The sequence below is a fragment of the Thalassoglobus sp. genome, assembly GCF_048270125.1.
GTDB lineage: Bacteria > Planctomycetota > Planctomycetia > Planctomycetales > Planctomycetaceae > Thalassoglobus.
Window position 1 is genome coordinate 102,408 of the sequence record NZ_JBLWTN010000011.1, and the last position, 22,558, is coordinate 124,965.

Here is a 22,558-nt window from a genome sequence, read left to right on the forward strand (position 1 = left end):
TGTTCGCTTTGACGGGGCAACTTCAAATGATGAAAGAGGTCGGCGAATTCGATTACTCGTCGGTCACGCAACCTTCGCTGGCGCTCTTCACATTTTTGATGTATTTATAGAGTGTCCCGCGTGTAAATTTGTATGCGGGAGCAGTCCAGTTTGCCTTGCGTTTTGCGAGTTCGTCATCGGAAACACCGATGTTGATTTCGTTTGCTTCCGCGTCGAGTGTGATTTCGTCACCGTTTTGCACGAGTGCGATCGGGCCACCTTCCTGAGCCTCTGGCGTGACGTGTCCCACGATAAAACCGTGTGATCCACCAGAGAAACGGCCATCAGTCAGAAGTGCGACTTTGTCACCAAGGCCAGCTCCCATGATCGCTGAGGTTGGCGTGAGCATTTCCGGCATTCCAGGTCCCCCTTTAGGACCTTCGTAACGAATGATAATGACTTCGCCACCCTTGATCTCGTCTTTTTCAAGACCGTGAAGCATGTCTTCTTCGCTGTCATAGCAGAGAGCTGGCCCGGTGAAGATCAGACCTTCTTTCCCGGTGATTTTCGCAACTCCTCCTTCGGGGCACATGTTTCCCCGCATGATGCGCAAGTGACCAGTTTTCTTGATCGGTTCTTCGACGTCGTGAACAATGTCCTGATTTTCTTCCAGAGCAGGGACCGATTCGAGGTTCTCTGCGAGCGTCTTTCCGGTGACGGTCATGCAGTTTCCGTTGATCAGACCTTTCCCGAGCAGATACTTCAGAACTGCTGGTGTGCCCCCGATGTTGTGCAAGTCTTCCATGACATATTTACCGGAAGGCTTGAGGTCGGCGAGGTAAGGAATCCGGTCTGAGACAGCTTGGAAATCATCGATGGTGAGTTCCACACCGGCACTGCGAGCAATGGCGATTAAATGCAATACGGCATTTGTGGAACCGCCGAGAGTCATGATGAGGACCATGGCATTCTCGAGGGACTCGCGCGTGATGATGTCACGCGGTTTGATATCTTTTTCCATAAGGATGCGAATTGCTTTTCCGGCGTCGAGACACTCTTGCAGTTTCGCAGGGTCTTCAGCTGGGATTGAAGACGAATAAGGGAGTGACATTCCCATTGCTTCAATCGCAGAAGCCATCGTGTTGGCGGTGTACATTCCGCCGCAGGCTCCGGCTCCGGGGCAGGAGCGTTTCACAATTTCCTGGCGTTCTTCATCGGTGATGCGGCCTGCCAGATATTCTCCATAAGATTGAAACGCCGAGACGATATCGAGCTTCTCGTTTTTCAATCCGCAGCCCGCTTTAATCGTACCACCGTAAACCATGATTGACGGACGGTTTTGTCGTCCCATTGCCATCACACAGCCGGGCATGTTTTTGTCGCAACCTGGGAGTGCGATCAATGAATCGTACCATTGTGCTCCCATGACTGTTTCGATTGAATCAGCGATCAAGTCACGCGACTGAAGCGAGTAACTCATCCCGTCGGTTCCCATCGAGATTCCATCACTCACGCCAATCGTGTTGAATCGCATACCGACCATGTCGGCGGCTTCGACACCTTCTTTCACCTTGGCTGCCAGGTCAAGCAGGTGCATGTTGCAGGAGTTACCTTCGTACCAGCAGGAGGCAATTCCGACCTGTGCCTTGTTCATGTCCTCCTCGGTGAGGCCAGTGGCGTACAGCATCGCCTGAGAGGCACCTTGGGAGCGTGGTTGAGTAATTTTCGATGAGTATTTGTTCAGTTCGGACATTGATGATGAGCTAGGGTCGAGGGACTAAGGGCACGGGTAATTCAGGTGTGTCATACTCTCGCCTGACACACTGACTAAACAGACTGACGAATTTGACAGGTGGTTCCATTTAACTCGGTTTGACGGATCGTCAATATCCGACAAGTACGCTATCGAGCGTGCGCATCGACTGTTGCGATGTGTCATTCCAAGTCAGAGAAGAGGGTAGTTTGACGAGTTTTATGAGATGAGTCGAGCGAATGCGAAGATGTTCGGACTCTTGAGAAGAAAAACTGACGAAACAGAGATTCACTCAGCGAGACGAATTCCAGTGAACTGCCAGCGTTTCTCGGGATGGAAGAAATTGCGGTAGGTGGGTCGGATGTGTGATTTCGACGTGACACAACTTCCACCACGCAGCACCCATTGGCTGCTCATGAATTTCCCGTTGTATTCCCCGATTGCTCCGTCAGGTGGATGATATCCAGGATATGCGATGTATGGACTTGCGGTCCATTCCCAGGCATCCCCGTATAATTGAACGGGACTCGTCTGGTCGCCAGATTTCGGGGCACTTCGGGGATGCAACAGGTCTTCTTCGACGAAATTGCTTTGCAGAGCCGGTTGATGGGTTTGAGCGACATGTTCCCATTCAAATTCTGTTGGGAGGCGGCAGCCTTTCCAGCGGGCAAATGCATCGGCTTCGAAGAAACTGACGTGGGTGACCGGTTCCTGAGGGTTGAGGTCTCTCATCCCTGCGAGTGTGAACGTCTGCCATTCGTCGTTGACTCGTTCCCAGTAGAGTGGGCAAGTCCAGCCAAGTTGTTGTACCGCGTCCCAACCTTCAGAGAGCCAGAGTTCCGGTCGCTGGTAACCACGATCTTCAATAAATTCGAGATATTCTTGATTCGATGTGAGTCGATTCGCGAGTTGAAAATCTCTCAGTAAAACTTCGTGTCGTGGAGCTTCATTGTCAAAATGAAATTTGTCACCAGCGTGACCGACTTGATGAATCCCACCCTCAAAGTCGCTCCAGGATAGTGCTTGTCGATCGCTGTTTTCTGCGAGCGTCAAATCGGATCGATACGCGGGGCGAAGCGGGTTGATGCTCAGGACATGCTTGATATCTGTGAGCATTAACTCTTGATGTTGCTGCTCGTGATGAATTCCGATTTCGATGATTGAACGAATTTCGCCGGAGAGTTCCTCGACATTCAGTTTTCCCAGAGCGTGATTGACATAAGTTCGGTATTTTCGGACCTCATCAATTGTCGGACGAGAGAGCATCCCACGATGAGCCCGCGGATGACGGTCCCCAACTGCGTTGTAATAAGAGTTGAATAAGAACCGAAACTGCGGATGAAAAGGCTGGTAATCAGGGACGGCTGTTTCCAGAACAAAAGTCTCAAAGAACCATGTCGTATGTGCCAGATGCCATTTTGCCGGGCTGACGTCTGGCATCGACTGGATAACAAAGTCTTCTTGTTCTAACGGATTAGTAATCGTTTCTGAGAACGTTCGAACATCGAGGAGATGCTCGATGAGTCTGTTGTGTGCGGTTTCTTGCATGCGTAGAAATGACATTGGAAGTCGAACTTGAGTGCAGCGAAAGAAGAAATTTCTTTTCAGGAAGTCGCATCAGCTGGAGTGAGCAGAAGGACCGCAAACCAGTCTTTTTCATCGACCCAGGAGTTTGCAACTTTAAATCCCGCTTCCGCAGCCAGTTCTTCAAAACGTTCAATTGTGTACTTGTGGGAGTGTTCTGTGCAAATAGTTTCATTCGCTTCGAATTCAATCACTTGTCCCCCAATGGTGACCCGTTGTTGAACCTGGCTGACAAGTTGCATCTCAATACGGTGAGCCTGTTCGTTGTAAATGGCTCGATGCTGAAACTGATTCAGGTCGAAATCGGCATTGAGTTCGTTGTTGATCCTCTTGATCAGATTGAGGTTAAAAGCAGCCGTGACTCCTTCCGAGTCGTTATAGGCATCGAGGAGTATTTGGCGATCTTTTTCGAGATCGATTCCAATTAACAGGTCCGACTCCGCGTTAACTCGGCGAATTCTCTCCAGCAGGGCAATAGCGTTTTTATGGTTTAGGTTCCCAATCGTTGATCCGGGAAAGTATGTCACCACACCACGATACTCAGCCAGTTTCGAGGGGAGTTGAATTTCCGACATGAAATCGCCGCAGACAGGAGCGATATTCAAGGATGGGAAATCCTGCTCAAGTCGTGCGACAGCTTCATTCAGTGCCGATTGTGAAATGTCGAACGGGACATAAGCCGCCGGTCGTTGCATTGCTTTCAGGAGCAATTGCGTTTTCAAACTGGACCCGCTGCCGAGTTCTAATACGACATGATCGGGACCGATTGCATCGCTCATTTCTTGAGCATGGCGCTGCATGATGGAGAGTTCTGTGCGAGTGGGGTAGTACTCATCCAACTCACAAATGTTTTCAAATAGACGTGAACCAGCCTCATCGTAGAAGTATTTGGAAGGCAGTGTTTTCTCGGTTTGAGAAAGTCCTCGCAGCACATCTGTTAAGAATGAGCTTGTTGAAACGTTGTCACAAATGGCAGTCGAAGACACACATTCTCCTCCGTAGATGTTCTGATTGAAGACTTTTATCGTGCAGAGTTTATTGCGGATCACAACCCATTTATTCGCGATTTTCTGCAAAATAGAATATTTTGACGATACTGAAACAGAAGATCTTACGTCAGCCTTCAGGTATTTCACTTCTTTTTTAACAATTTGATCGTTCGGAATTACGCTCTGGGCCTTCTGCCCAAGGTTGCTCAATTTAGGAGAGCAGCCATGAGGAAGTTTCTGTCGAGTTGTAAGTGAGACGATTGCGGGATTTTTCAGGCAACCATCCGGCATCAGTCGCAATCAGCCGACAGGTTTGTGCCTGTAGTTTTCTTCGCCTGCATCATCCCAGGCCGGTCCATTGTCTCGATTATGTTTGAAGTCGAGGGCAATCAATCCGGCTCTTCAGAAAGCTCCCGGAATTTTTGAGCGACCTTCCGTGTTGCTGGCACCAATTTGGTCTGTCGTCGCCATCATCGGCCGGTTTCCCTGTGTATAAAAGTACGGCGGGAGATTGAGTGAGACATGCTTACTGAAGAATAGATGAACGCTAGCTGGACACCTTCAAGTGTCCACAGAACGTGGATCTGAGCAGAAGTGAGCAGTATTTCCGGTCGCTAGAGTATCTTTCGAATTGGTTTGCAGGATCTGCCTCGTGGCGAACAGCATTTTTACTAGAGAAATGCGTTCTTCACGGGCACACGGTAGAGCAAACTGCTCTATCGTGAAAACAAACCTGCGAAGAAGCGACGAATCGGTCCAGCTCGTCGTCGGGGTCGTTTCTCTGAAATTAACTCGTTGGCAGCTGCCAGTGCGAGGTCGACGCGTTCTCTTGCTCGCTGCTCTTCAAGGGCATCGCGTTCACGTTTTTGCAGCAATTCCTCTGGCGTGAGCGGTCTCATCTTTAAGATGTCGCTCTGTTCTGCTGTCCATTGTTCGAGCAATTCAAGTTGCCCAGCTTGCACGAATAGATTCTCAACGGTTGCAGCGTACATCCACTCAGTTTGCGTATGAGTGTTGACGAGCGTACCTGGGGTGAGAGTCCCTTTACGCACACGGACCACTAATTCATCAAACGTCACCGGTCCGTAGACTTGATCCGCAATTTGATAGTGGTACTGAGTTTTCATTAGAGCATTTTCAATGCTTGCTGTGCCCGTGAAGGTCACTTTCATGACTTCATAGTCTGCTCGCCACGAGGCAGAACATCAATCTAAAATTGGATTTCTCGAGAGCACTTTCAACGCTTGTCGTGCCTGTGAAAATCACTTCCATGACTTCATAGGCTGCTTGACACGAAGTCGTACGTAAAGATCTATATTGGATTTGTTTGAGTCGAGCGATCGGAACCGAATGTCCGAACCACGAAAGGCTAGCGTTTGCAACTGATGGATTTCAACTGAAATCAGTCTCGCAGAGTAATTTCACAGAAAAAACCATGGTAAACGTGTACGGTCAAGATGATTCGGAGACTTGAAGTGTCCGGCGAAACGTCGTTGAGTTACTCTGCACATCAGCTGATGCGTTGAATCGTCCAGATTTTTTTCGTGATGATTTCTATCTCACCACGCCTTGCAAGGAAAGCGAAATCTCAGGGACTCCATCCTTCGAATTTTATCGGGAACAACACGTTGATCACTCCTCAGATTGAATCAGACGCTCGGACTGTTTTGGATGTGGCGGAACATTTCGACCGCTTGAAGGATCGAGCGCGGGAGTTGGGGAAGGCGTCGAATGCTTCGACGCGAGGATATTTCACGCCGTCCGAAGATGAACAGGTCAAGCATTTGCTGGTCTCGTACTGGCAGTCTCGCAATGCGTTGATTGAACTCGTCACCGCTCATCAACAGGATCGAACTTTGTCAGAGGAGTTGCAGCACTCTTCTTTTTTAGTCGCCTATGCCGGTGCTTTGGTTCTCGTTGATGCAGCTCGCTTCTTGCGGGCGGAGTTTCACCATCGACCACTTGTTCGAGGAAAGCTGAATGAACCGGCTGCCGATTTCGGGATTGAAGCGAACACTTATGAACAGATTCAGAAGTCGTTGACCAATCCAATCCATGCGTGGCGGTTGTATCACGCTGCGAAGTATCTCAACCAGCACTGGGAGAAAATAAAGCAGATCACCGATCCTGCGCTGTGTCCGGTGATTGAACTTGTTTCGAGGATGCAGGATCGATTGCACATTACTTTGGATCGGTATGCCCTCGCACGCGTCCGGTCGCGCGCAAGAGCACTCGACAACACTGCGGGGATGGGATTGTTTCAGCAAGCCCTCTACGGCCTTCAAAAAGCAGTCGCTTCACTGACGGCCAATCTGTTTGTGAAGTTTGATCACATTCCAGTCTTGCGAAGCGATGTCGCTCAGGAGTTGCGGACGCTCCTGCAACCGGGGGATGTTCTGATCACCCGAAAAGAGTTTGCGGTGACGAATTATTTCTTACCGGGCTACTGGCCTCATGCTGCAATGTTTCTGGGCACTTCCGAACAGCTCCAACAGCTCGGGCTGGCCAACGTTGAGCAGGTGAGAACACGCTGGGAGAAGTTGCTCCACTGTGACGCAGATGATTCCTTGCGAGTTCTGGAGGCAATGAAGGATGGGGTTCATGTTCGGTCGATCAAATCTCCGTTTGGGGTTGATGCTTTGGCTGTGCTGCGTCCACGTCTTGCTCCCGATGAAATCTCTAAAGCGATTGCACGAGGATTCTCTCATGAGGGGAAGTCGTACGATTTTGACTTCGATTTCAATCGTTCGGATCGTCTTGTTTGCACCGAAGTGATTTATCGCAGCTATGAACAGGTCGGCGGCTTCGAATTTCAGTTGACCAAGCGCGCTGGTCGCTGGACCTTGGCAGCAGAAGACCTGATCCGTATGGCTCTTGATCGAAGGCACTTTGAAACGTACGCGGTCTTTTCACCCGCACATCATGAGCATCTTGCAATCGGAGTTGAAGCGGAAGCAGTCTTGCGAACGACCGTGAATCTTTGATCGATGCCGGATTTGGCTTCCGTGCATGCTTTGGCTTTAGAGCATCTTTCGAATTGGTTTGCAGGACCTGCCTCGTGGCGAACAGCATTTTTGCTAGAGAAATGCGTTCTTTACGGGCACACGGTAGAGCAAGCTGATCTAGTGAGACCCCATTTGTTGGTACATGCCCTTTAAGTATGGGAAACAGTGAATCGCTGTTGAAGTGAGGTGTTCGGGGTGTAATGGAAGTAATGGGTTGCGTAGAATGAATACGGTTTGAACCGGTCCATTAAGAAGCCTTCTATTTATGCAGAGCTCCCAGTTTCCTCGTATCGTTCTCATTGCCATTGCTGTGGTTTACTTCGGCGAAGCGATTTCTTTCGCAGCTGAAGAATTGCCGGCAGATGTGCATTTCGTGCGTCATGTGTTCCCGACGCTGCAGACGAAATGTTTCACATGCCACGGTGATGATGAAGGAGAATTACGAGGAGAATTGAATCTCAAAACTCAAGTTGATTTGCTCAAGGGGGGAGAGAGTGGAGATCCGTCGGTGGTTGCTGGGAAGCCGGACGACAGCCTGCTCTATCTGGCAGTGACTCGTAACAGCGATGACGTCGGAGCCATGCCACCCAAAGAGAATGATGCGCTCACAAAGCAGCAGGTTGCTGCGATCAAGGTATGGATCGAACGAGGGGCTGTTTGGCCGAGTGAGAAGCGGATCGTAGAGATTCGCGAAGAGTATCAATCTCAATGGGACGCCGAGGATGGCATCCCGATTCAGACTAGCGGGGGGCTTTCTGCCGACTGGACGAATCGTCGTTACGAAACCGAAAATCTCTGGGCGTATCAACCACTCTGGGCTGATCCTGATGGAATCCTGAAAGCTGCACAGGCAAATTCGATCGATGTTCTCATTAACAATCGACTGACCGAAATCGGACTTTCCGCATCTCAGCGAGCGGATCGGCGAACGCTGATTCGCCGAGCCACTTATGACCTCATCGGACTTCCGCCCACGATTCAGGAGATCGAGAACTTTCTGAATGATCCTGCTGAGGATTCCGTGGCGTTTCAAACAGTCGTCGAACGATTACTTAAGTCTCCGCATTATGGAGAACGTTGGGGGCAGCATTGGCTCGACGTGGTTCGGTATGCAGACAGTTCCGGGTTTGCAAATGATTACGAACGTGGGAATGCCTGGAGGTATCGCGACTATGTGGTTCGTTCATTCAATGAAGACAAGCCGTATGACCAGTTTGTTCGCGAACAGATCGCCGGTGATGAAATCGATCCGACCAATCCAGAGAACTTGATAGCTGTCGGGTTTCTCAGGATGGGGCCTTGGGAACTGACCGGAATGGAAGTCCCGAAAGTCGCCAGACAGCGGTTTCTTGATGACGTGACCGATATTGTCGGACAAACGTTTCTCGGACATATGTTGCAATGTGCCCGCTGCCACGACCATAAATTCGATCCCGTCCCGACACGAGATTATTACTCGATCCAGGCAGCATTCGCGACGACTCAACTTGTGGAACGTCATGTCGATTTTATGAAGGATGAAAACGTCTCAGGTTTCGACGAGCGTGAATTGCTTTTGGCTCGACGAAAACACTATTTGGCGATGCTGAATGATCTCGACAAGAAAAAAACGATTCAGGCTGCGCGTGACTGGTATCGAGATGAAGAGAAGGACTCCTCCCATTTTGAGGCGATCTTTAACAAGCTCGTTGAAAAGAAGGGGGGCGAAGAAAAAGTCAATGTGGGAGAAGTGCGGACTGCGATGCAGAAAGCGAAGGTCGACCCCAGCCTGATTCCTCCAAGACACGTCGGGTTTCAGCCGGTCGATTTTGGCAAAGAACGAGTCGCCCGCAAAGGGCTTGAGCGACTCCTGTGGAGACTGGATCGATACGATCCTTATGCGTTGAGTGTCTATAACGGAAAAACGCTTCAGCGAAAATCAGTCAACGCTCCGGTACGCATGCCCAAAGATCCTCGTGGGCAAGGAGAGCTTGAAGAATCATTCATCTTAACCGGTGGTGATCCCTTCTCGCCCTCTCTTCCGGTCACACCCGGAATTCTGAGTGCCGTCAGCTTTACGGACTCAAACGTAAGTCGGACAGAGTCAATTTATGACCGGAGATTGGACCTGGCAGACTGGATTGCATCCAAAGAGAACCCGCTGACTGCACGAGTGATGGTCAACCGGATCTGGCAAGGACACTTTGGTCAAGGAATTGCTGGGAATCCAAACAACTTTGGGACAACAGGTAAAAAGCCAACTCATCCAAAACTACTCGACCACCTGGCACGTGAGTTCATGGACTCTGGATGGTCTGTGAAGCAAATGCACAGGAAAATTATGTCTTCGGATGCGTATTGCCGTTCATCAAATCATTCTGACGCACAACAACTGAACGCTCTCGATCCATTGAGAGAAACTTACGCAGTCTTTCTTCCGCGACGGCTCGAAGCTGAAGAAATTCGTGATTCAATGCTTGTTGTCTCAGGAGAGCTCAATCCTGAAATCGGCGGGATTCCATCACGACCAGAAATGAACCTCGAAGCTGCCTTGCAACCGCGGCAGGTGATGGGGACATTCGCTGAAGGATGGCAACCTTCTGTCTTACCACAGCAACGGCATCGTCGTTCGATTTACTCTTTGAAGATTCGCGGTTTGGGTGATCCGTTTATGGAAGTTTTTAACTCTCCCGGTTCTGATCTTTCCTGCGAAAAACGCGAAGCGTCGACTGTGACCCCGCAGGTTTTTGCGTTGTTGAACAACGAACAGACCTATGCACGCGGGCTGGCGATGGCAAACTCAACCCTCAAAAAATCCCCACAAGTTTCTGACTCAGAAATCATTCAAGCGATTTATCAGCGAACGCTGGGACGTGATCCAGTTGATCTGGAATTGAATGCTTGCTTGAGTCATTGGCAACAAATGACCAAGAGGCATCAAACACTTGAGATCGAACGAATCGAATATCCCACAGAGGTCGAACGAGAAGCTGTTGAAGAGAACACCGGAGAAAAGTTTCGGTTTACCAAACCACTGGAGTTCTATCAAAACTTCGTCCCAGACCTTCATGCTGCTGATGTCGATGTTCGCACTCGTGCATTGGCTGAGGTCTGCCTTGTCCTCTTGAATTCGAATGAGTTTCTCTACGTCTATTAGCTGAGATATGTCAGTGCGATGAAAGTCACTCTGTCCGAAACATAACTCAGGCTCATAACAATTGTTGAATCCAATGAATAACGACATCTCATCTCGAAATACTCTTCCGCGTCGCAGCGTTTTGTACGGTCTTGGTGCGTCTCTGGGGAGTTTGGCTTTTTCATCAATGCTGGCTGAAGAGCAGGGGGCAACAGCATCGACGGGGCCGCTGACGTCGAAAAAAGGGCACTTTCCAGCGAAGGCAAAACGCTGCATCTTCCTGACCATGGAAGGTGGACCATCGCACATCGATACGTTTGATCCAAAGCCGAAGCTGCATGACCTGCATCTGCAGGAATTTCAACGTAGCGGCGAGATGAAATCGGCGATGGAATCCGGGAAGCGGTACTACGTGCAAAGTCCGTTTGAATTTCAAAAAGCGGGTGAGAGTGGCGCAGACATCTCTACTAATTGGAAGCACCTGGCACAGAATGTTGATGACATCTGTTTCTATCGCGGCTGTCAGGTTGACTCCGTGAATCATCCAACAGCGATGTATCAGCTCAATACCGGAAATCGCTTTGGTGGCGATCCAGCCATCGGCTCCTGGGTCACGTATGGACTCGGTTCGACGAATCAAAACCTGCCCGGCTACTTCGTTTTGCCGGAAGTCTCATTTCCTCAAGGAGGCGCAGCGAATTGGGGGAACGGATTTCTTCCAGCACATTTTCAGGGGACTCCTCTTCGTTCTAAAGGAGCACCGATTCTTGACCTGTTGCCGATGAAGCATGTGACTCGCAAGCATCAGCGTGAGAATCTGGACCTGTTGAAAACATTGAATCAACAGCACTTAGAACAACATCCGCAACATGATGAACTTTCTGCACGCATGGAGTCATACGAACTCGCATTTCGAATGCAGGCAGAAGTTCCAGAGTTGGTCGACCTCCGCAATGAAGACCAGAAAACTCAAGAGCTTTACGGCATCGGAAAGGAACCGACGGATGCTTTTGGGCAGAAGTGTTTACTCGCCCGCAAGATGGTTGAAAATGGTGTGCGCTTCGTACAACTCTACGCCGGTTCCTGGGACTCACACGACTACATTGCACGGGCTCACAGCAACCTGATTGAGAGAGTGGACCAACCGATCTCCGCGCTTCTGGCTGACCTGAAACAGCGAGGGCTTTTAGAAAGCACGCTCGTCGTCTGGTGTGGAGAATTTGGACGCTCACCAGATAACGGGCAACGTGGCGGAACCGCTTATGGACGAGATCATAACCCCAAGGCGATGACGATTTGGATGGCTGGCGGCGGCGTGAAAGCAGGGCACACCATTGGAGCTACAGACGAAACGGGAGCCGAAGCTGTTGAAAATGTTCATCACATCCGTGATTTACACATCACTCTTTTGAAACTTCTCGGGCTGGACGATAACAGGCTGACATACTTCCACGGTGGACGTTTTAAACAACTCAGTCAGTTCGGCGGAGAAGTCATCAAGGAACTGATTGCTTAGAGCATTTTGCTCTACCGTGTACCTGCGAAGAACGCATTTTTAAAAACGTGCTTGTCGTTGTGAGAGATATTCGACGAGAGCTGTGTCAAATCTCATGCTGGTGTCCAACTCGACAAAGTCGGCGCCCACTGTTCGACAGGACTTCTTGTAGGTCTCGCGCATTTCGTGAAGTGCGTCAAGGTATTCTTTTCGAATTCCAGCTGCATCGACCAGCATCTTCTGGTCGGATTCCGGATCACGTAAGTCGCACATCCCCGTAAACGGAAAGTGGACTTCCGCTTCATCGAGGACATGAAAAATAATGACATCGTGTCCAGCGTAGCGCAACATGCGAATGGCGTCGATGACCGGCTTGGAGTCAGTCAACAAGTCTGAGAACAACATCACCAGACTTTTGGTTTTGACCATTGCAGCGAACTTCTGCAAGTTTTTGGCGATCTCGGTCGGTCCGGTCGGTTTCGCTTTTGCGAGGACCGCGAGGATGTTGGCAAGCTGCGAACGTTTACTTTTTGCGGGAAGACTCGCCTGGATTTTTTGATCAAAGGTAATCAGTCCGACCGGGTCTTGCTGATGCACCATCATGTAAGCGAGTGCCGCAGCCAAGCAGATTGAGTATTCGAATTTGGTCAACTCCTGACGATAGGTGTAGGCCATACTCTCTGAAAGGTCCATCAGAAGGTAACCAGTGATATTGGTTTCCGCCTGATACTTCTTGACGTAGTAACGGTCCGTTTTCGCATAAACGAGCCAGTCAATGTCCTTCGGATCATCTCCATGTGCGTAACGTTTGTGTTCGCTGAATTCGACGCTGAATCCCTGGAAGGGGGATGCGTGAAGTCCGGACAAAAAACCTTCGACGATGAATTTTGCACGGAGATCGAGCCGGGCTACATTCCGAATCACATCGGGTTTCAGGTACTTCTCGGCTGATGAGGACATAACGCCTATTGGCTTTCAAAAGGAAAGCGACTGAGGTCACTGTTGTGTTCACTGCTGCGTTGGTTGGGACGAACGACGATTTCCTGTGAATTTCGATTCTATTTTTCGATTACAAATTTTCAGGACCGAACTTTCCCGATTGAACGGACGTTCCATTCAAGAATTCGGCTGCTGACATGGGACGTTTTCCCGAAGGTTGAAGTTTGAGAATATCAACAGCACCATCTCCGGTCCGGACGAAAATTCTCTTCTCGACTTGCAAAGTTTCTCCCGGTTGGAGGTTTTGCATCGATGCCGTTTCATCTTCTGAAAGTTCTACGATGTCGAGAATCAAAATGCGAGTCGATTTTTTTTCTGGGAGGTGAAGAAATGTGAAGGCCATCGGCCATGGCTGCATTCCACGGACGTGCCAGCCTAGTTCTTCGCTTCGCTTTGACCAGTCAATTGCCCCGTGCTCCTTGCGAATCTTGGGAGCCCGGGTGACTTCAGTTGGCTCTTGTTTGAGGTGCTCAATGTTTCCGGATTCCAGGCCATCGAGAACTTCTAATGTCAGCGGGGCGGAGAGTTCTGCCATGCGGTCATGAAGTTCTCCGCTGGTTTCTTTGGGACCAATGTCGGTTTTGACGACACCCAGAATAGGGCCGGCATCCAGTTTCGGTTCGATCTGGAAGATGGTGACGCCAGACTCAGTCTCTCCATTTAAGACTGCGAACTGAACCGGAGCGGCTCCGCGATATTTTGGTAACAACGAACCGTGAAGATTGATCGCTCCAAGCCGTGGGAGATCGAGAAGTTCGCTGGATAAAATTTGACCGTACGCTGCAACAACGAAAATATCTGCCTGAAATTTATCTAACTGTTGCAGCGATTCTTCTGTATTGACGTTCGCCGGTTGAAAGACTTCAACGCCACCGGCAATCGCGGCTTCCTTCATTTCGTTGACATGATTGTGATGCCCTCGACCGACTCGATCAGGTTGTGTGACGAGTCCGACGACATCATGATCTGAAGCGATCAATGCTTGAAAGGCAGGAAGTGCAAACGTTCCCGTGCCCATCATTACCACTCTCAACGACATCAAAAATCCTTAGCTGGGCAGCGCCACTTTGCGCCTGACTGAGTTGCGTAAAATGTTTGTCAGGAGTAGTTTATTCCAATCACCTGTGCAGAACAATGAGATCTCTCTGGTTTCCCCGCAACAGTCGGATCTGGTGATTGGGGGCGGTTGAACGCCAAGTTATTTCCAGTGCTTGCTTGTGCCCGTGAAGGTCGCTTTCATCGCTTCCTGTCATGAATTCCTCGACTGCTCGCCACGAGGCAGGATGTAAAAACTATCTGGACAACAATCCTTGCTGGTTGCGACTGGTCTACTCTCGAATTCTCGATTCGAGCCCATTTTCACCGTCATTCAAGGAAACAGTCCGTTGTAGAATTCGAAACGGGGCATCTCCAATTGGTGCGCCTCCGTTATGGAAGTGAATTCCTTGATAAAGGTAATGGTCCATCGGGCGATGTGTGTGTCCAAAGTAGACGTGCTTAATGCCTGTCTCGCGTCCATGCCCAATGTTCTCCATGTACTTTAAGATTCGCTTTGCAACGCGCTTGCAGGGGTAGACTGCTGGGGGAGCTAAACGGTGCAACTGTGCCTTGATCGCGACATCGTACAGCCGGTTGTGAAGCTCTGTTCTTGAGCCATGCGCAAACTGTTCTCGCTGAAGTTTCAGGCAAGCTGCGGACATGGTCTTGTCAGCAACATCTCCATGCAGGAATAACGAGTCTCCCAAGCGATAGTAGTAGCGACTCCATTCAAAGGTTTTCATCTCCTGCTCTAAAAACGGAAGTCGTTCAAGCAGTTCTGGATGATCGTCATGGTTCCCAAGCAGAAAATGGACCTGGCAATGATTTGTCTGATAATCGAATTCGCGCAACCATTCCACAGCTGCATGTGCCGTTTCATCCTCGGTGAGATACTTTGACCAGCGGAAGTCGAAGATATCTCCTCCCAGGATGCAAAGTTCTGATTCGCGTGCGGTTTTGATGATTTGATCTTGGTAACGCTCCGCACTCGAACGGCGTGCGAACATATGTAAATCAGCAACAAAACAAATTTTCGGCATCTTTGTGTTCCGCTTATAAATTCCTTCGACAAAAAAACTTTGCAACAATCATCTTATTCTACGCTGATCGACTCTGTTGGTGGCGTGAATTCGCTGGATTCTCAGGACTTACATTGATATGCCTTGATCCACAGCTTTCAAAATTGGCACATCTGTTTATCGAGGTCTCCGTTTGAGTTACTCTGACGAACAGTTTACATCAAATCTCAGTTTCTGTCGAAAGAGTCGACAATGATCAACGTCTCCGAGCAACGTCTGCAAACGACATGCCTGCTATTTATTGTCGCTGTACTTTCATCGTTTGCCGCATATTGGCTGCGTCCGGTACTGGTGCCATTCGTTGTTGCGGTCTTCATTGTAAGCGGCGTTTCACCCATTCTCGAAGCATTGCAACGTTCAGTTGCATCGACGCGACTCATGGCTGCGGCGATTGCTTTCCTCGTCGGATGTTTGCTTATCGCACTTCTGATGGGAGCTTTGTGGGCGTCTGTGGTTGATTTGGCGAAGAACGCCGGAGCGTATCAAAGGCGCGTAGAAGAGCTCATCGCGGAGACGCATGAGTACATTCCCTGGGAAACCTCCGATTCGAAAGAAGAACCATCGCAGAGAAAGAGGCTGTTGAGTCCTCGACCTCCAACTCCTGAGAACCCTGAAGGTGAAGCTGAAGTCGAGGGCGGCGGAGAGCGTGAAGGCGATTCAGCGACAGGTAAATCATCTCCGGTCAAAGCGGACTCAACAGAAGAGCTACCAGTTGAGGAGCCCCCATCGGAAGAAATTACGATCAAGGAGACGTCGCCCTCAGAAGTTGCGTCATCACCCAGCGAGGAGTCGGCGGATAAACCGTCGGACAAACTTGAGATTCCAGTCCATTTGGATGTGACTCTGTCTGAGGCAGATGGTGGTATCAACTCTGGGCATCGAACTGTCAGTGATTCATTCGATCGTGCAGTTTCGAATGAATTCAATGCGATCAAGTCAAGGAATCCCATCGAAGGTTTCGAAGATTTTGTCACTCGCACTTTGAAGTCGGGCGTTTTCCAACTTTCTCAAGTTTTCCTGGAGATGATCTCAACAAGCTTGATTGTGTTGATTTATGTTTTCTTCCTGTTACTTGGAGCTCCTGCGAGCCAAACATCCTCTCCGGTTTGGAGAGACCTTGATCGACAAATTCGAACGTATCTTTCTCTTAAAACGATCATTTCGCTGTTCACCGGAGCTGCCTTTGGATTCGCCCTTTGGCTTTTTGGAATCCCGATGGCGGTCGCTTTCGGCATGCTCGCCTTTCTGCTCAATTTCATTCCAAACATTGGCCCAATTATCGCCAGCTTGTTGCCGCTTCCGCTGATTCTGCTGGCTCCCAATGGGACTCTGCTGTGGATGGGGATGGCCATCACCGTGACGTTTGGGATTCAATTTCTGAGCGGGAATGTGATCGAACCGAAGATCATGGGACAGCAATCGGATTTGCATCCCATTGTGATTCTCCTGGCCTTGATGTTTTGGGGGATGTTGTGGGGGATTGTCGGGATGTTTCTGGCGACACCGATCACAGCCGCGATCCGTCTGGCGTTACTTCAATTTGAGCTGACCCGACCTGTCGCTGAACTGATGGCAGGGAGGCTTCCAGGTAAGGAAGAGACCACCCCCTCGACGGCCTGAGACAGATACGAACCAACTCGTTTTCAGATTTGCGTGAATTTCGGAATTGCAGTCAGTGAGCAGGTTCGTCGTGGAAGCGATCTTTGCAGGTGAGTGCAGTCTCTGAGGCTCTCTCTATCGCCCCGTTAGATGGTTCCGGGTGAGTTCCGCATTTTGGTGCTTGTTAGAATGCGAAGAATGCTTAGTTTGGGATAGGCTTCAATGCTTGCCTAATCGGTATAACCGGACTCACCCCACCTCTATTGTTAAGACTGGCGGCATGCGTCGGGTCGGGTTGTGCCAATCGAAGCGATTGATTCGATCATTACAGATAGTTCGGCAGGGTCTGTTTTGCCGTCTCGTCCTGGTATCCCTCTGAGGTACGAAAGATCGATTATGCGTTTCGTCGAGAAGAAGGCAATTGTTGCTCTCATCCTTGTGGCTGGTCTGGCCTTCTGCAATTCCAGTTCCGCCGAAGAACCGCAGAAACTTGATCCACAGGTTCAGGCTCTCATTCAACGGCTTGAAGCTGCCGAACAGCAGATACAATCGCTGACGGTCGAACTCTCGAAAGTCAAAGAGAAACAGACGATCGCACGCCCGTTTCCGGAGACCTCCAAGGAGCCATCCCAGATTCCCGTCCCTGCAGGCACGCTGCCTCTTGAAGTTGAAGGGGTCTTTAGAAGCGAGCAGAGTGAGTTCGGACTGGAAACTGAGTCGGTCCGGCAGCCGAACGTGGAACAGGCGTTTGTTCCGGCGGTCGGACGAGAGGAACTTGCTGCTTTTGAAGAAGCGATCACCACCTCAGATAATGTCGATCAGAGGCTCTCAGCGCTGGAAAATGGTTGGAAAGAACTCGACGAGGCTTGGAACAGTTTTGATTCTGCTCAGAAGAAAAAGAAAGCAGACGCAGCCAAGAAGCCAACGTTTCAGATTGGTGGGCGGATTCACGCAGATTACTGGGACTTCGTAAACTCCTCGCAAGGAATCAATCATTTTGAACACCCGGAAATGCTCCTTCCGAATTATGGAGATCCACCTGAAGATCGGGCATTGTTCCGACGTATTCGTCTCGAAATGAAAGGTGATATCCTTGAAACAATGCTTTGGAGAGTTCAGGTTGATTTTAACAATCCGTCCTTAGCGGAAATCAAAGATGTCTACTTTGGCTTTAAAGAACTTCCGCTGAATCAGCAGTTGCTGATTGGTAACCAGAAACGTCCACTTGGCTTGGATCATCTGAACAGTAGCCGCTTTAACGTTTTCATGGAGCGACCATTCGTGGTTGAAGCTTTCAACGAAGATGCCCGCCGTCCGGGGATTGCGATGTATGGTCACACTGACGATGAAAGCTTGAACTGGCGTTACGGTGCCTACATGCTAGAAAGCGTTGCCCGTACCGGAAGGGTGATCGGTCAATCAAGTCAGATGAGCTTGAATGCCCGGGTCTCTGGGAGCCCCTGGTACGATGAAGCGTCTGGTGGACGTGGATACTTTCACTGGGGACTTTCTGGAATGTATGCACGTCCGGATGGTGACCGGATTGACTCCGATACGAACTTCAATGAAGCCCGATTTCGCACACGTGCCGCTACACGAAGCGACAGACGCTGGCTGAATACCGATCGTATTGCTGGTGCAGAGAATTACGAAATTATTGGACTCGAATCGATCTTTAATGTCGGTCCGTTTCAGGCTGTTGGTGAATACCAGCATACCTGGCTCCAACGTGAGACAGGTGAGGATCTACAGTTCGGTGGAGCGTACTTTTACCTTTCCTATTTCCTGACCGGGGAACACATTCCTTATACGAGAACGTCAGGAACCCTCGGCCGTGTGAAACCGTTTGAGAACTTCTTCCTGGTCGACAACTGCTACGGCGGGCACAGCACCGGTTGGGGAGCGTGGAATGTCGCCGTGCGATACGACTATCTCGATCTGACCGACCACGACATTCTTGGAGGAATCGGATCGGCCTGGACAACTGCTTTGAACTGGCACTGGACTCCGTATTCCAAAGTTCAGTTTGATGCCTCTTACGGAAAAATCAAAGATCACGAACCGGTCGGTGGATATTCGGGGGGACACTATTTCCTCTTGGGAACTCGTTTCGCTGTTGATTTCTAAAACATTTTCACTGTTTGTCGTGCCCGTGAATATCACTTTCATGACTTCAAAGACTGCTCGCCGCGAGGCAGAACCTGCAAGCCAATTCGAAAGATGCCCCAAGGGAGTTGACCATATGAAACTCATTCAATCGATACTGCTCTTTTCTTTGTTCGTCTCGCTCTCAACATCTGCTCAAGCTGGTTTGTTTCCGGTGAAATGTAAACCTGCGGGATGCTATGACAATGTCGAATGTGCTCCTTGCAGCTACACATGCTGCCCGGAAGTGAAAACGGAGAAAGTGAAGAAGCATTGCTGGGAAGTCGAGTGCGAACCGGTTTGCATTCCTGAAGTGCAGTGTCCACTGTTTAACTTCTTCCGAAAAAATAAATGCGAGCCTTGCAGTGATGTCGATGTTTTCGGACGTCCGCTGAACAGTTTGCGTGCAAAGGTTCGTGTCGTTAAGAAGTTGAAGAAGGTTGAATATGAATGTGAGAAATGCGTTATAGAATGGAACGTTCAATGCCTTTCTGCCGGAAGTCGTAAATCCAGAGACACGACTGGTGTGGAATCGGGTTGCTGTCAAATTCGCTGATCGAGTTAATGCGTCGCGACGAAGCTTTGGTTCAACGAAAAGAAGCCCGACCAGATGAGAGGTCGGGCTTCTTTTGTATTACGAGAACTGTTTGGGGCACGCTGGTCCAAGGGACCAGCGTTTAAAGGCCAATGGATAGTTAAGTCACTCTCGTGGCGGCGATTTTACTGCAGATCAACCGTGAAGCTGCTCTAGAGCATCTTTCGAATTGGTTTGCAGGTTCTGCCTCGTGGCGAACAGCATTTTTACCGGGGAAATGCGTTCTTCACGGGCAAACGGTAGAGCAAACTGCTCTAGTTGTAGTAAGGGTTTGAACTGTTTGGTTGATTGATGGTGTTCCCGTACGCAGGGAAGGTTGCGGGTTGGTAGACAGGTGAGGTAGGAGCGTTGTACTGGACCTGTGAATTGTTGAACGGGATCGTTGAGTTTCCGTAATTCGTGGGTGTTCTGTATCGATCTCCTGAAAGTGGCGAGTTGGGGAAGTAGCCATTCTGGTACTGACCAACTCCTGTTGTTCCGGTTCGGCACTGGCCATTCACACAGTTCACCTGAGTGATGTTTGGCGAATATTGTCCGTTCACGTAACCTTGTGTGTACTGGCCGTTTGCCTGGTGCAGCGGATGGTTGCATTGACCGTTCGCACAGGCTGCAGGAAGTCCCACCGTTGAGTTAATCGGGTATTGAGTCTGGCTGCCGTACAATGAATTCGAATTGGTCCGGCAAGGCAGAGTGGACGTGGATGGCTGAGTGTATTGGTATCGAGTTTGGTGAATGTTTTGGCTGGGCTGCGAGTATTGGTAGTTGCTCGGTGTGACCCCATAATTCGGCTGGCTCACGTTGTAGTTTGGTTTAAAGGGATTGAAAATCCCAAGGAAGTCCTGTGCATTTGCTGCTGTTGCTGTGGTGAAAATGATCAGGGATGTCAAGATATTTGTGGAGTAACTCATAGTGAACGATTCCTTTTGGAATTTTTTATTGGTCTGTTTCACGAATTGTGAAATCCAGAACTGTTCACCATCCTTTGTGTGCTCAGAGTGCTTGATTTGCAGTCCGATCGTACCGACGAGGTCAGTGCGATCTTGTTTTCCGAGAGTCGTCTCGTTCCGTGCAAATTGAATGTCTCTGAATGAATCGCTGTCTTAGCGATGACAACTCAGCACCTCTTACTTTTCTGTTGTAGTCGTGTTGTGCTGCGTTTGATAACTCTTCATAAAGCAGCCGGTGTGCCAAAGCTCGAAAGACTGTTTTAAGGATGAAAACACCCTCCAGCTTCTCCTAAATTGCCTAACTTGGCGGTGCTTCGGTGTCACTCTGATTTGCTCTGTCATCGCTACGATCACAAAAGTGATCGCGAAATTGACACAGGATTTGATATGATTTCCCGATCTCTATCGCGCAAAGGAATCTTATAATGTTGTTTCAATTGCGACAGGCGTCGTTGTGGCTTGTTTTGGTCTCGTTGGTTGTTTCCAGAGCCGAAGCCAAAAACGTGTTACTTCTGATTTCGGATAATCAAACCTGGCACGATGTGGGTTGTTATGGAAATGAAGTTGTCGCCACGCCGAATCTGGATCGGCTGGCGTCGGAGGGAGTCCGGTTTCGACAAGCCTTCGCGACAACGGCCTCTTGCGGCCCGAGCCGGGCGGTGATTTACTCCGGGCTCTTGACTCACTCCAACGGTCAATACGCACATCCACATGCGGAGCACAATCAGCAAATTCGTCCGACTGTGACGACCGTCTTCGAGAGGCTGAAGAAGAAGGGATACCGAACCGGTTTGATCGGCAAGGATCACATCAAGCCGATGGAAAAATATCCGATCGACTTTAAGCCGAGAGGGAGTTCACGAGATGTCGTCTGGATGGCGAAGCAGGCCGAAGAGTTTTTGAACATTAAGAGTAGTAGCAGCGAGAGTGAACCGTTCTTTCTTGTTCTCTCTTATTCCGATCCGCATCCAACTTCACGAGATGGGATCGGTTGGGGAGCGGTCCGAGATTACCCGGGATATCAAACGCTGAAGTATGATCCCGATGACATTAACGTTCCCGGATTTCTTCCGGACACCGCGGAGGTTCGCGAAAGTATTGCCGGGTACTATCAACAGATCAGCCGGATGGATTTTGGCGTTGGCTTGGCGCTGCAGGCTTTGGAGAAATCTGGAACTGCGGACGAGACACTGGTCATCTTTATTTCGGATCATGGAACGTCTGAACCGGGGGCGATGGGAACTCATTACGAACCTGGAGTCCGTGTCCCTTTCATTGTCCGGACACCGAATGCAAAAGTAGGGCATGTCAATGAGGCGCTTGTTGCCTTCACGGATATTACTCCGACGATTCTCGATTGGACCGGAACGGATTTCGATACGAGTGAAGTCCATGGCCGAAGTTTTCTTCCGGTACTCAATCAGCAAGATCCTCCGGAATGGCGATCGGCGCTGCTGAGTCATGTCGGTCATGATGTCTTCGCCAACTATCCGATGCGAACGCTTCGCCATCCGCGATACAAGTTAATCTGGAATCTTACCTGGCAAGCAGAGTACCCACTTCCTATTGACACTTACGAGCGGAGACTCTGGGACGGGATTCGAAAGAACGCAGCGACTCACATTGGCCCGAGAACCGTCGAACAGTTTTTGAATCGACCACAACTGGAGCTGTACGACCTTCAGGCGGACCCGTGGGAAACCAAAAATCTTGCCGATCAACCAGAACATGCCAGTCGCAAAGCTGCGATGGTGAAAGAGCTTGTTTCGAAACTGGAGAAGCAGGGTGACCCGTGGCTGCGTAAGTATCGCCCCGGAACCCTCTCGCAAAGATAGGTCTCTCTCTGCGGAAGGTTTCCGACTCATCTTTGAGGGACTTAATTCGCTCGGATCGGGTGGCTCTCGATCAAGGTGGCGATATGCATTCACTTCAAAGAAGAGAGCAACGGTTTCTTCGCCACAGTGCCGAGAGTCGATTCTGAGATTGTACCTTCCCGCAAATCTGCTTTGATGAAGTCTGATTGCGATTCCAAAAAACTTTTCCAGCGTTTCTGATCGCGAACACGTATTCTGTGACAATGAAAAATGGTCAAAGAGTATTGCCGGAATTGAGTCACTCGTTTTTCGGCCGCGGAGGATGTTGGTTTTTGAGATTCATGTTTCGAAATGTGCAGATTGGGTACAGGTTCCGGTGGAGCGGGTGCTCGTACGGAAAAAGTCTGGACTACTTCAGCCAA

General features: G+C 49.8%; 14 protein-coding genes. 6 read left to right on the plus strand and 8 right to left on the minus strand.

Annotated elements, in window-relative coordinates; all coding sequences use genetic code 11:
* Positions 1-52: 52 nt before the first annotated feature.
* From ilvD to ACN0YR_RS14295, 4 genes are all read right to left on the minus strand, one after another.
* Complete coding sequence (ilvD, locus tag ACN0YR_RS14280) at positions 53-1,732, minus strand: dihydroxy-acid dehydratase (protein ID WP_417849914.1); 1,680 nt, start codon at positions 1,730-1,732, stop codon at positions 53-55.
* Positions 1,733-2,020: 288 nt separating this feature from the next.
* A complete protein-coding gene (gene egtB / locus ACN0YR_RS14285; RefSeq protein ID WP_417849915.1) occupies positions 2,021-3,295 on the minus strand; it encodes an ergothioneine biosynthesis protein EgtB in 1,275 nt (424 codons plus the stop codon).
* Between the two features lie 41 nt (positions 3,296-3,336).
* Positions 3,337-4,302 carry an L-histidine N(alpha)-methyltransferase gene (gene egtD, locus ACN0YR_RS14290; protein WP_417849916.1) on the minus strand — a complete coding sequence of 322 codons (966 nt, stop codon included), beginning with the start codon at positions 4,300-4,302 and terminating at the stop codon, positions 3,337-3,339.
* 719 nt (positions 4,303-5,021) lie between these two features.
* Positions 5,022-5,432: a DUF4339 domain-containing protein gene (locus ACN0YR_RS14295; protein ID WP_417849917.1), complete on the minus strand. Its 411-nt coding sequence runs from the start codon at positions 5,430-5,432 to the stop codon at positions 5,022-5,024.
* Positions 5,433-5,933: 501 nt separating this feature from the next.
* Here ACN0YR_RS14295 and ACN0YR_RS14300 point away from each other — a divergent pair.
* From ACN0YR_RS14300 to ACN0YR_RS14310, 3 genes are all read left to right on the plus strand, one after another.
* Positions 5,934-7,289, plus strand: a complete 1,356-nt coding sequence (locus ACN0YR_RS14300; protein WP_417849918.1) for a YiiX/YebB-like N1pC/P60 family cysteine hydrolase — start codon at positions 5,934-5,936, stop codon at positions 7,287-7,289.
* Between the two features lie 286 nt (positions 7,290-7,575).
* Positions 7,576-10,446, plus strand: coding sequence for a PSD1 and planctomycete cytochrome C domain-containing protein (locus ACN0YR_RS14305; RefSeq protein WP_417849919.1), 2,871 nt, complete (start codon positions 7,576-7,578; stop codon positions 10,444-10,446).
* Between the two features lie 73 nt (positions 10,447-10,519).
* Complete coding sequence (locus tag ACN0YR_RS14310) at positions 10,520-11,941, plus strand: DUF1501 domain-containing protein (RefSeq protein WP_417849920.1); 1,422 nt, start codon at positions 10,520-10,522, stop codon at positions 11,939-11,941.
* A gap of 39 nt (positions 11,942-11,980) precedes the next feature.
* Here ACN0YR_RS14310 and ACN0YR_RS14315 read toward each other — a convergent pair whose 3' ends face one another.
* From ACN0YR_RS14315 to ACN0YR_RS14325, 3 genes are all read right to left on the minus strand, one after another.
* Positions 11,981-12,880 carry a DUF58 domain-containing protein gene (locus ACN0YR_RS14315; RefSeq protein WP_417849921.1) on the minus strand — a complete coding sequence of 300 codons (900 nt, stop codon included), beginning with the start codon at positions 12,878-12,880 and terminating at the stop codon, positions 11,981-11,983.
* Positions 12,881-12,989: 109 nt separating this feature from the next.
* Entirely contained in the window at positions 12,990-13,958 is a 969-nt protein-coding gene (gene fmt, locus ACN0YR_RS14320; protein WP_417849922.1) for a methionyl-tRNA formyltransferase, read from the minus strand.
* 289 nt (positions 13,959-14,247) lie between these two features.
* Positions 14,248-14,997, minus strand: a complete 750-nt coding sequence (locus tag ACN0YR_RS14325; protein ID WP_417849923.1) for a metallophosphoesterase — start codon at positions 14,995-14,997, stop codon at positions 14,248-14,250.
* 231 nt (positions 14,998-15,228) lie between these two features.
* On the opposite strand from ACN0YR_RS14325, the gene ACN0YR_RS14330 reads away from it, so the two are divergent.
* Both ACN0YR_RS14330 and ACN0YR_RS14335 read left to right on the plus strand, forming a co-directional pair.
* Entirely contained in the window at positions 15,229-16,656 is a 1,428-nt protein-coding gene (locus tag ACN0YR_RS14330) for an AI-2E family transporter (RefSeq protein WP_417849924.1), read from the plus strand.
* Positions 16,657-17,031: 375 nt separating this feature from the next.
* The gene (locus ACN0YR_RS14335; protein WP_417849925.1) at positions 17,032-18,762 is read left to right on the plus strand and encodes an OprO/OprP family phosphate-selective porin; all 1,731 of its coding nucleotides are present in this window, start codon (positions 17,032-17,034) and stop codon (positions 18,760-18,762) included.
* Positions 18,763-19,629: 867 nt separating this feature from the next.
* On the opposite strand, the gene ACN0YR_RS14340 is transcribed toward ACN0YR_RS14335, so the two are convergent.
* Positions 19,630-20,283 (minus strand): hypothetical protein, encoded by a 654-nt coding sequence (locus ACN0YR_RS14340; RefSeq protein WP_417849926.1) that lies wholly within the window; start codon positions 20,281-20,283, stop codon positions 19,630-19,632.
* A 464-nt stretch (positions 20,284-20,747) separates the two neighbouring features.
* Here ACN0YR_RS14340 and ACN0YR_RS14345 point away from each other — a divergent pair, with 464 nt between their 5' ends.
* Positions 20,748-22,157, plus strand: a complete 1,410-nt coding sequence (locus ACN0YR_RS14345; protein WP_417849927.1) for a sulfatase — start codon at positions 20,748-20,750, stop codon at positions 22,155-22,157.
* Positions 22,158-22,558: the final 401 nt, after the last annotated feature.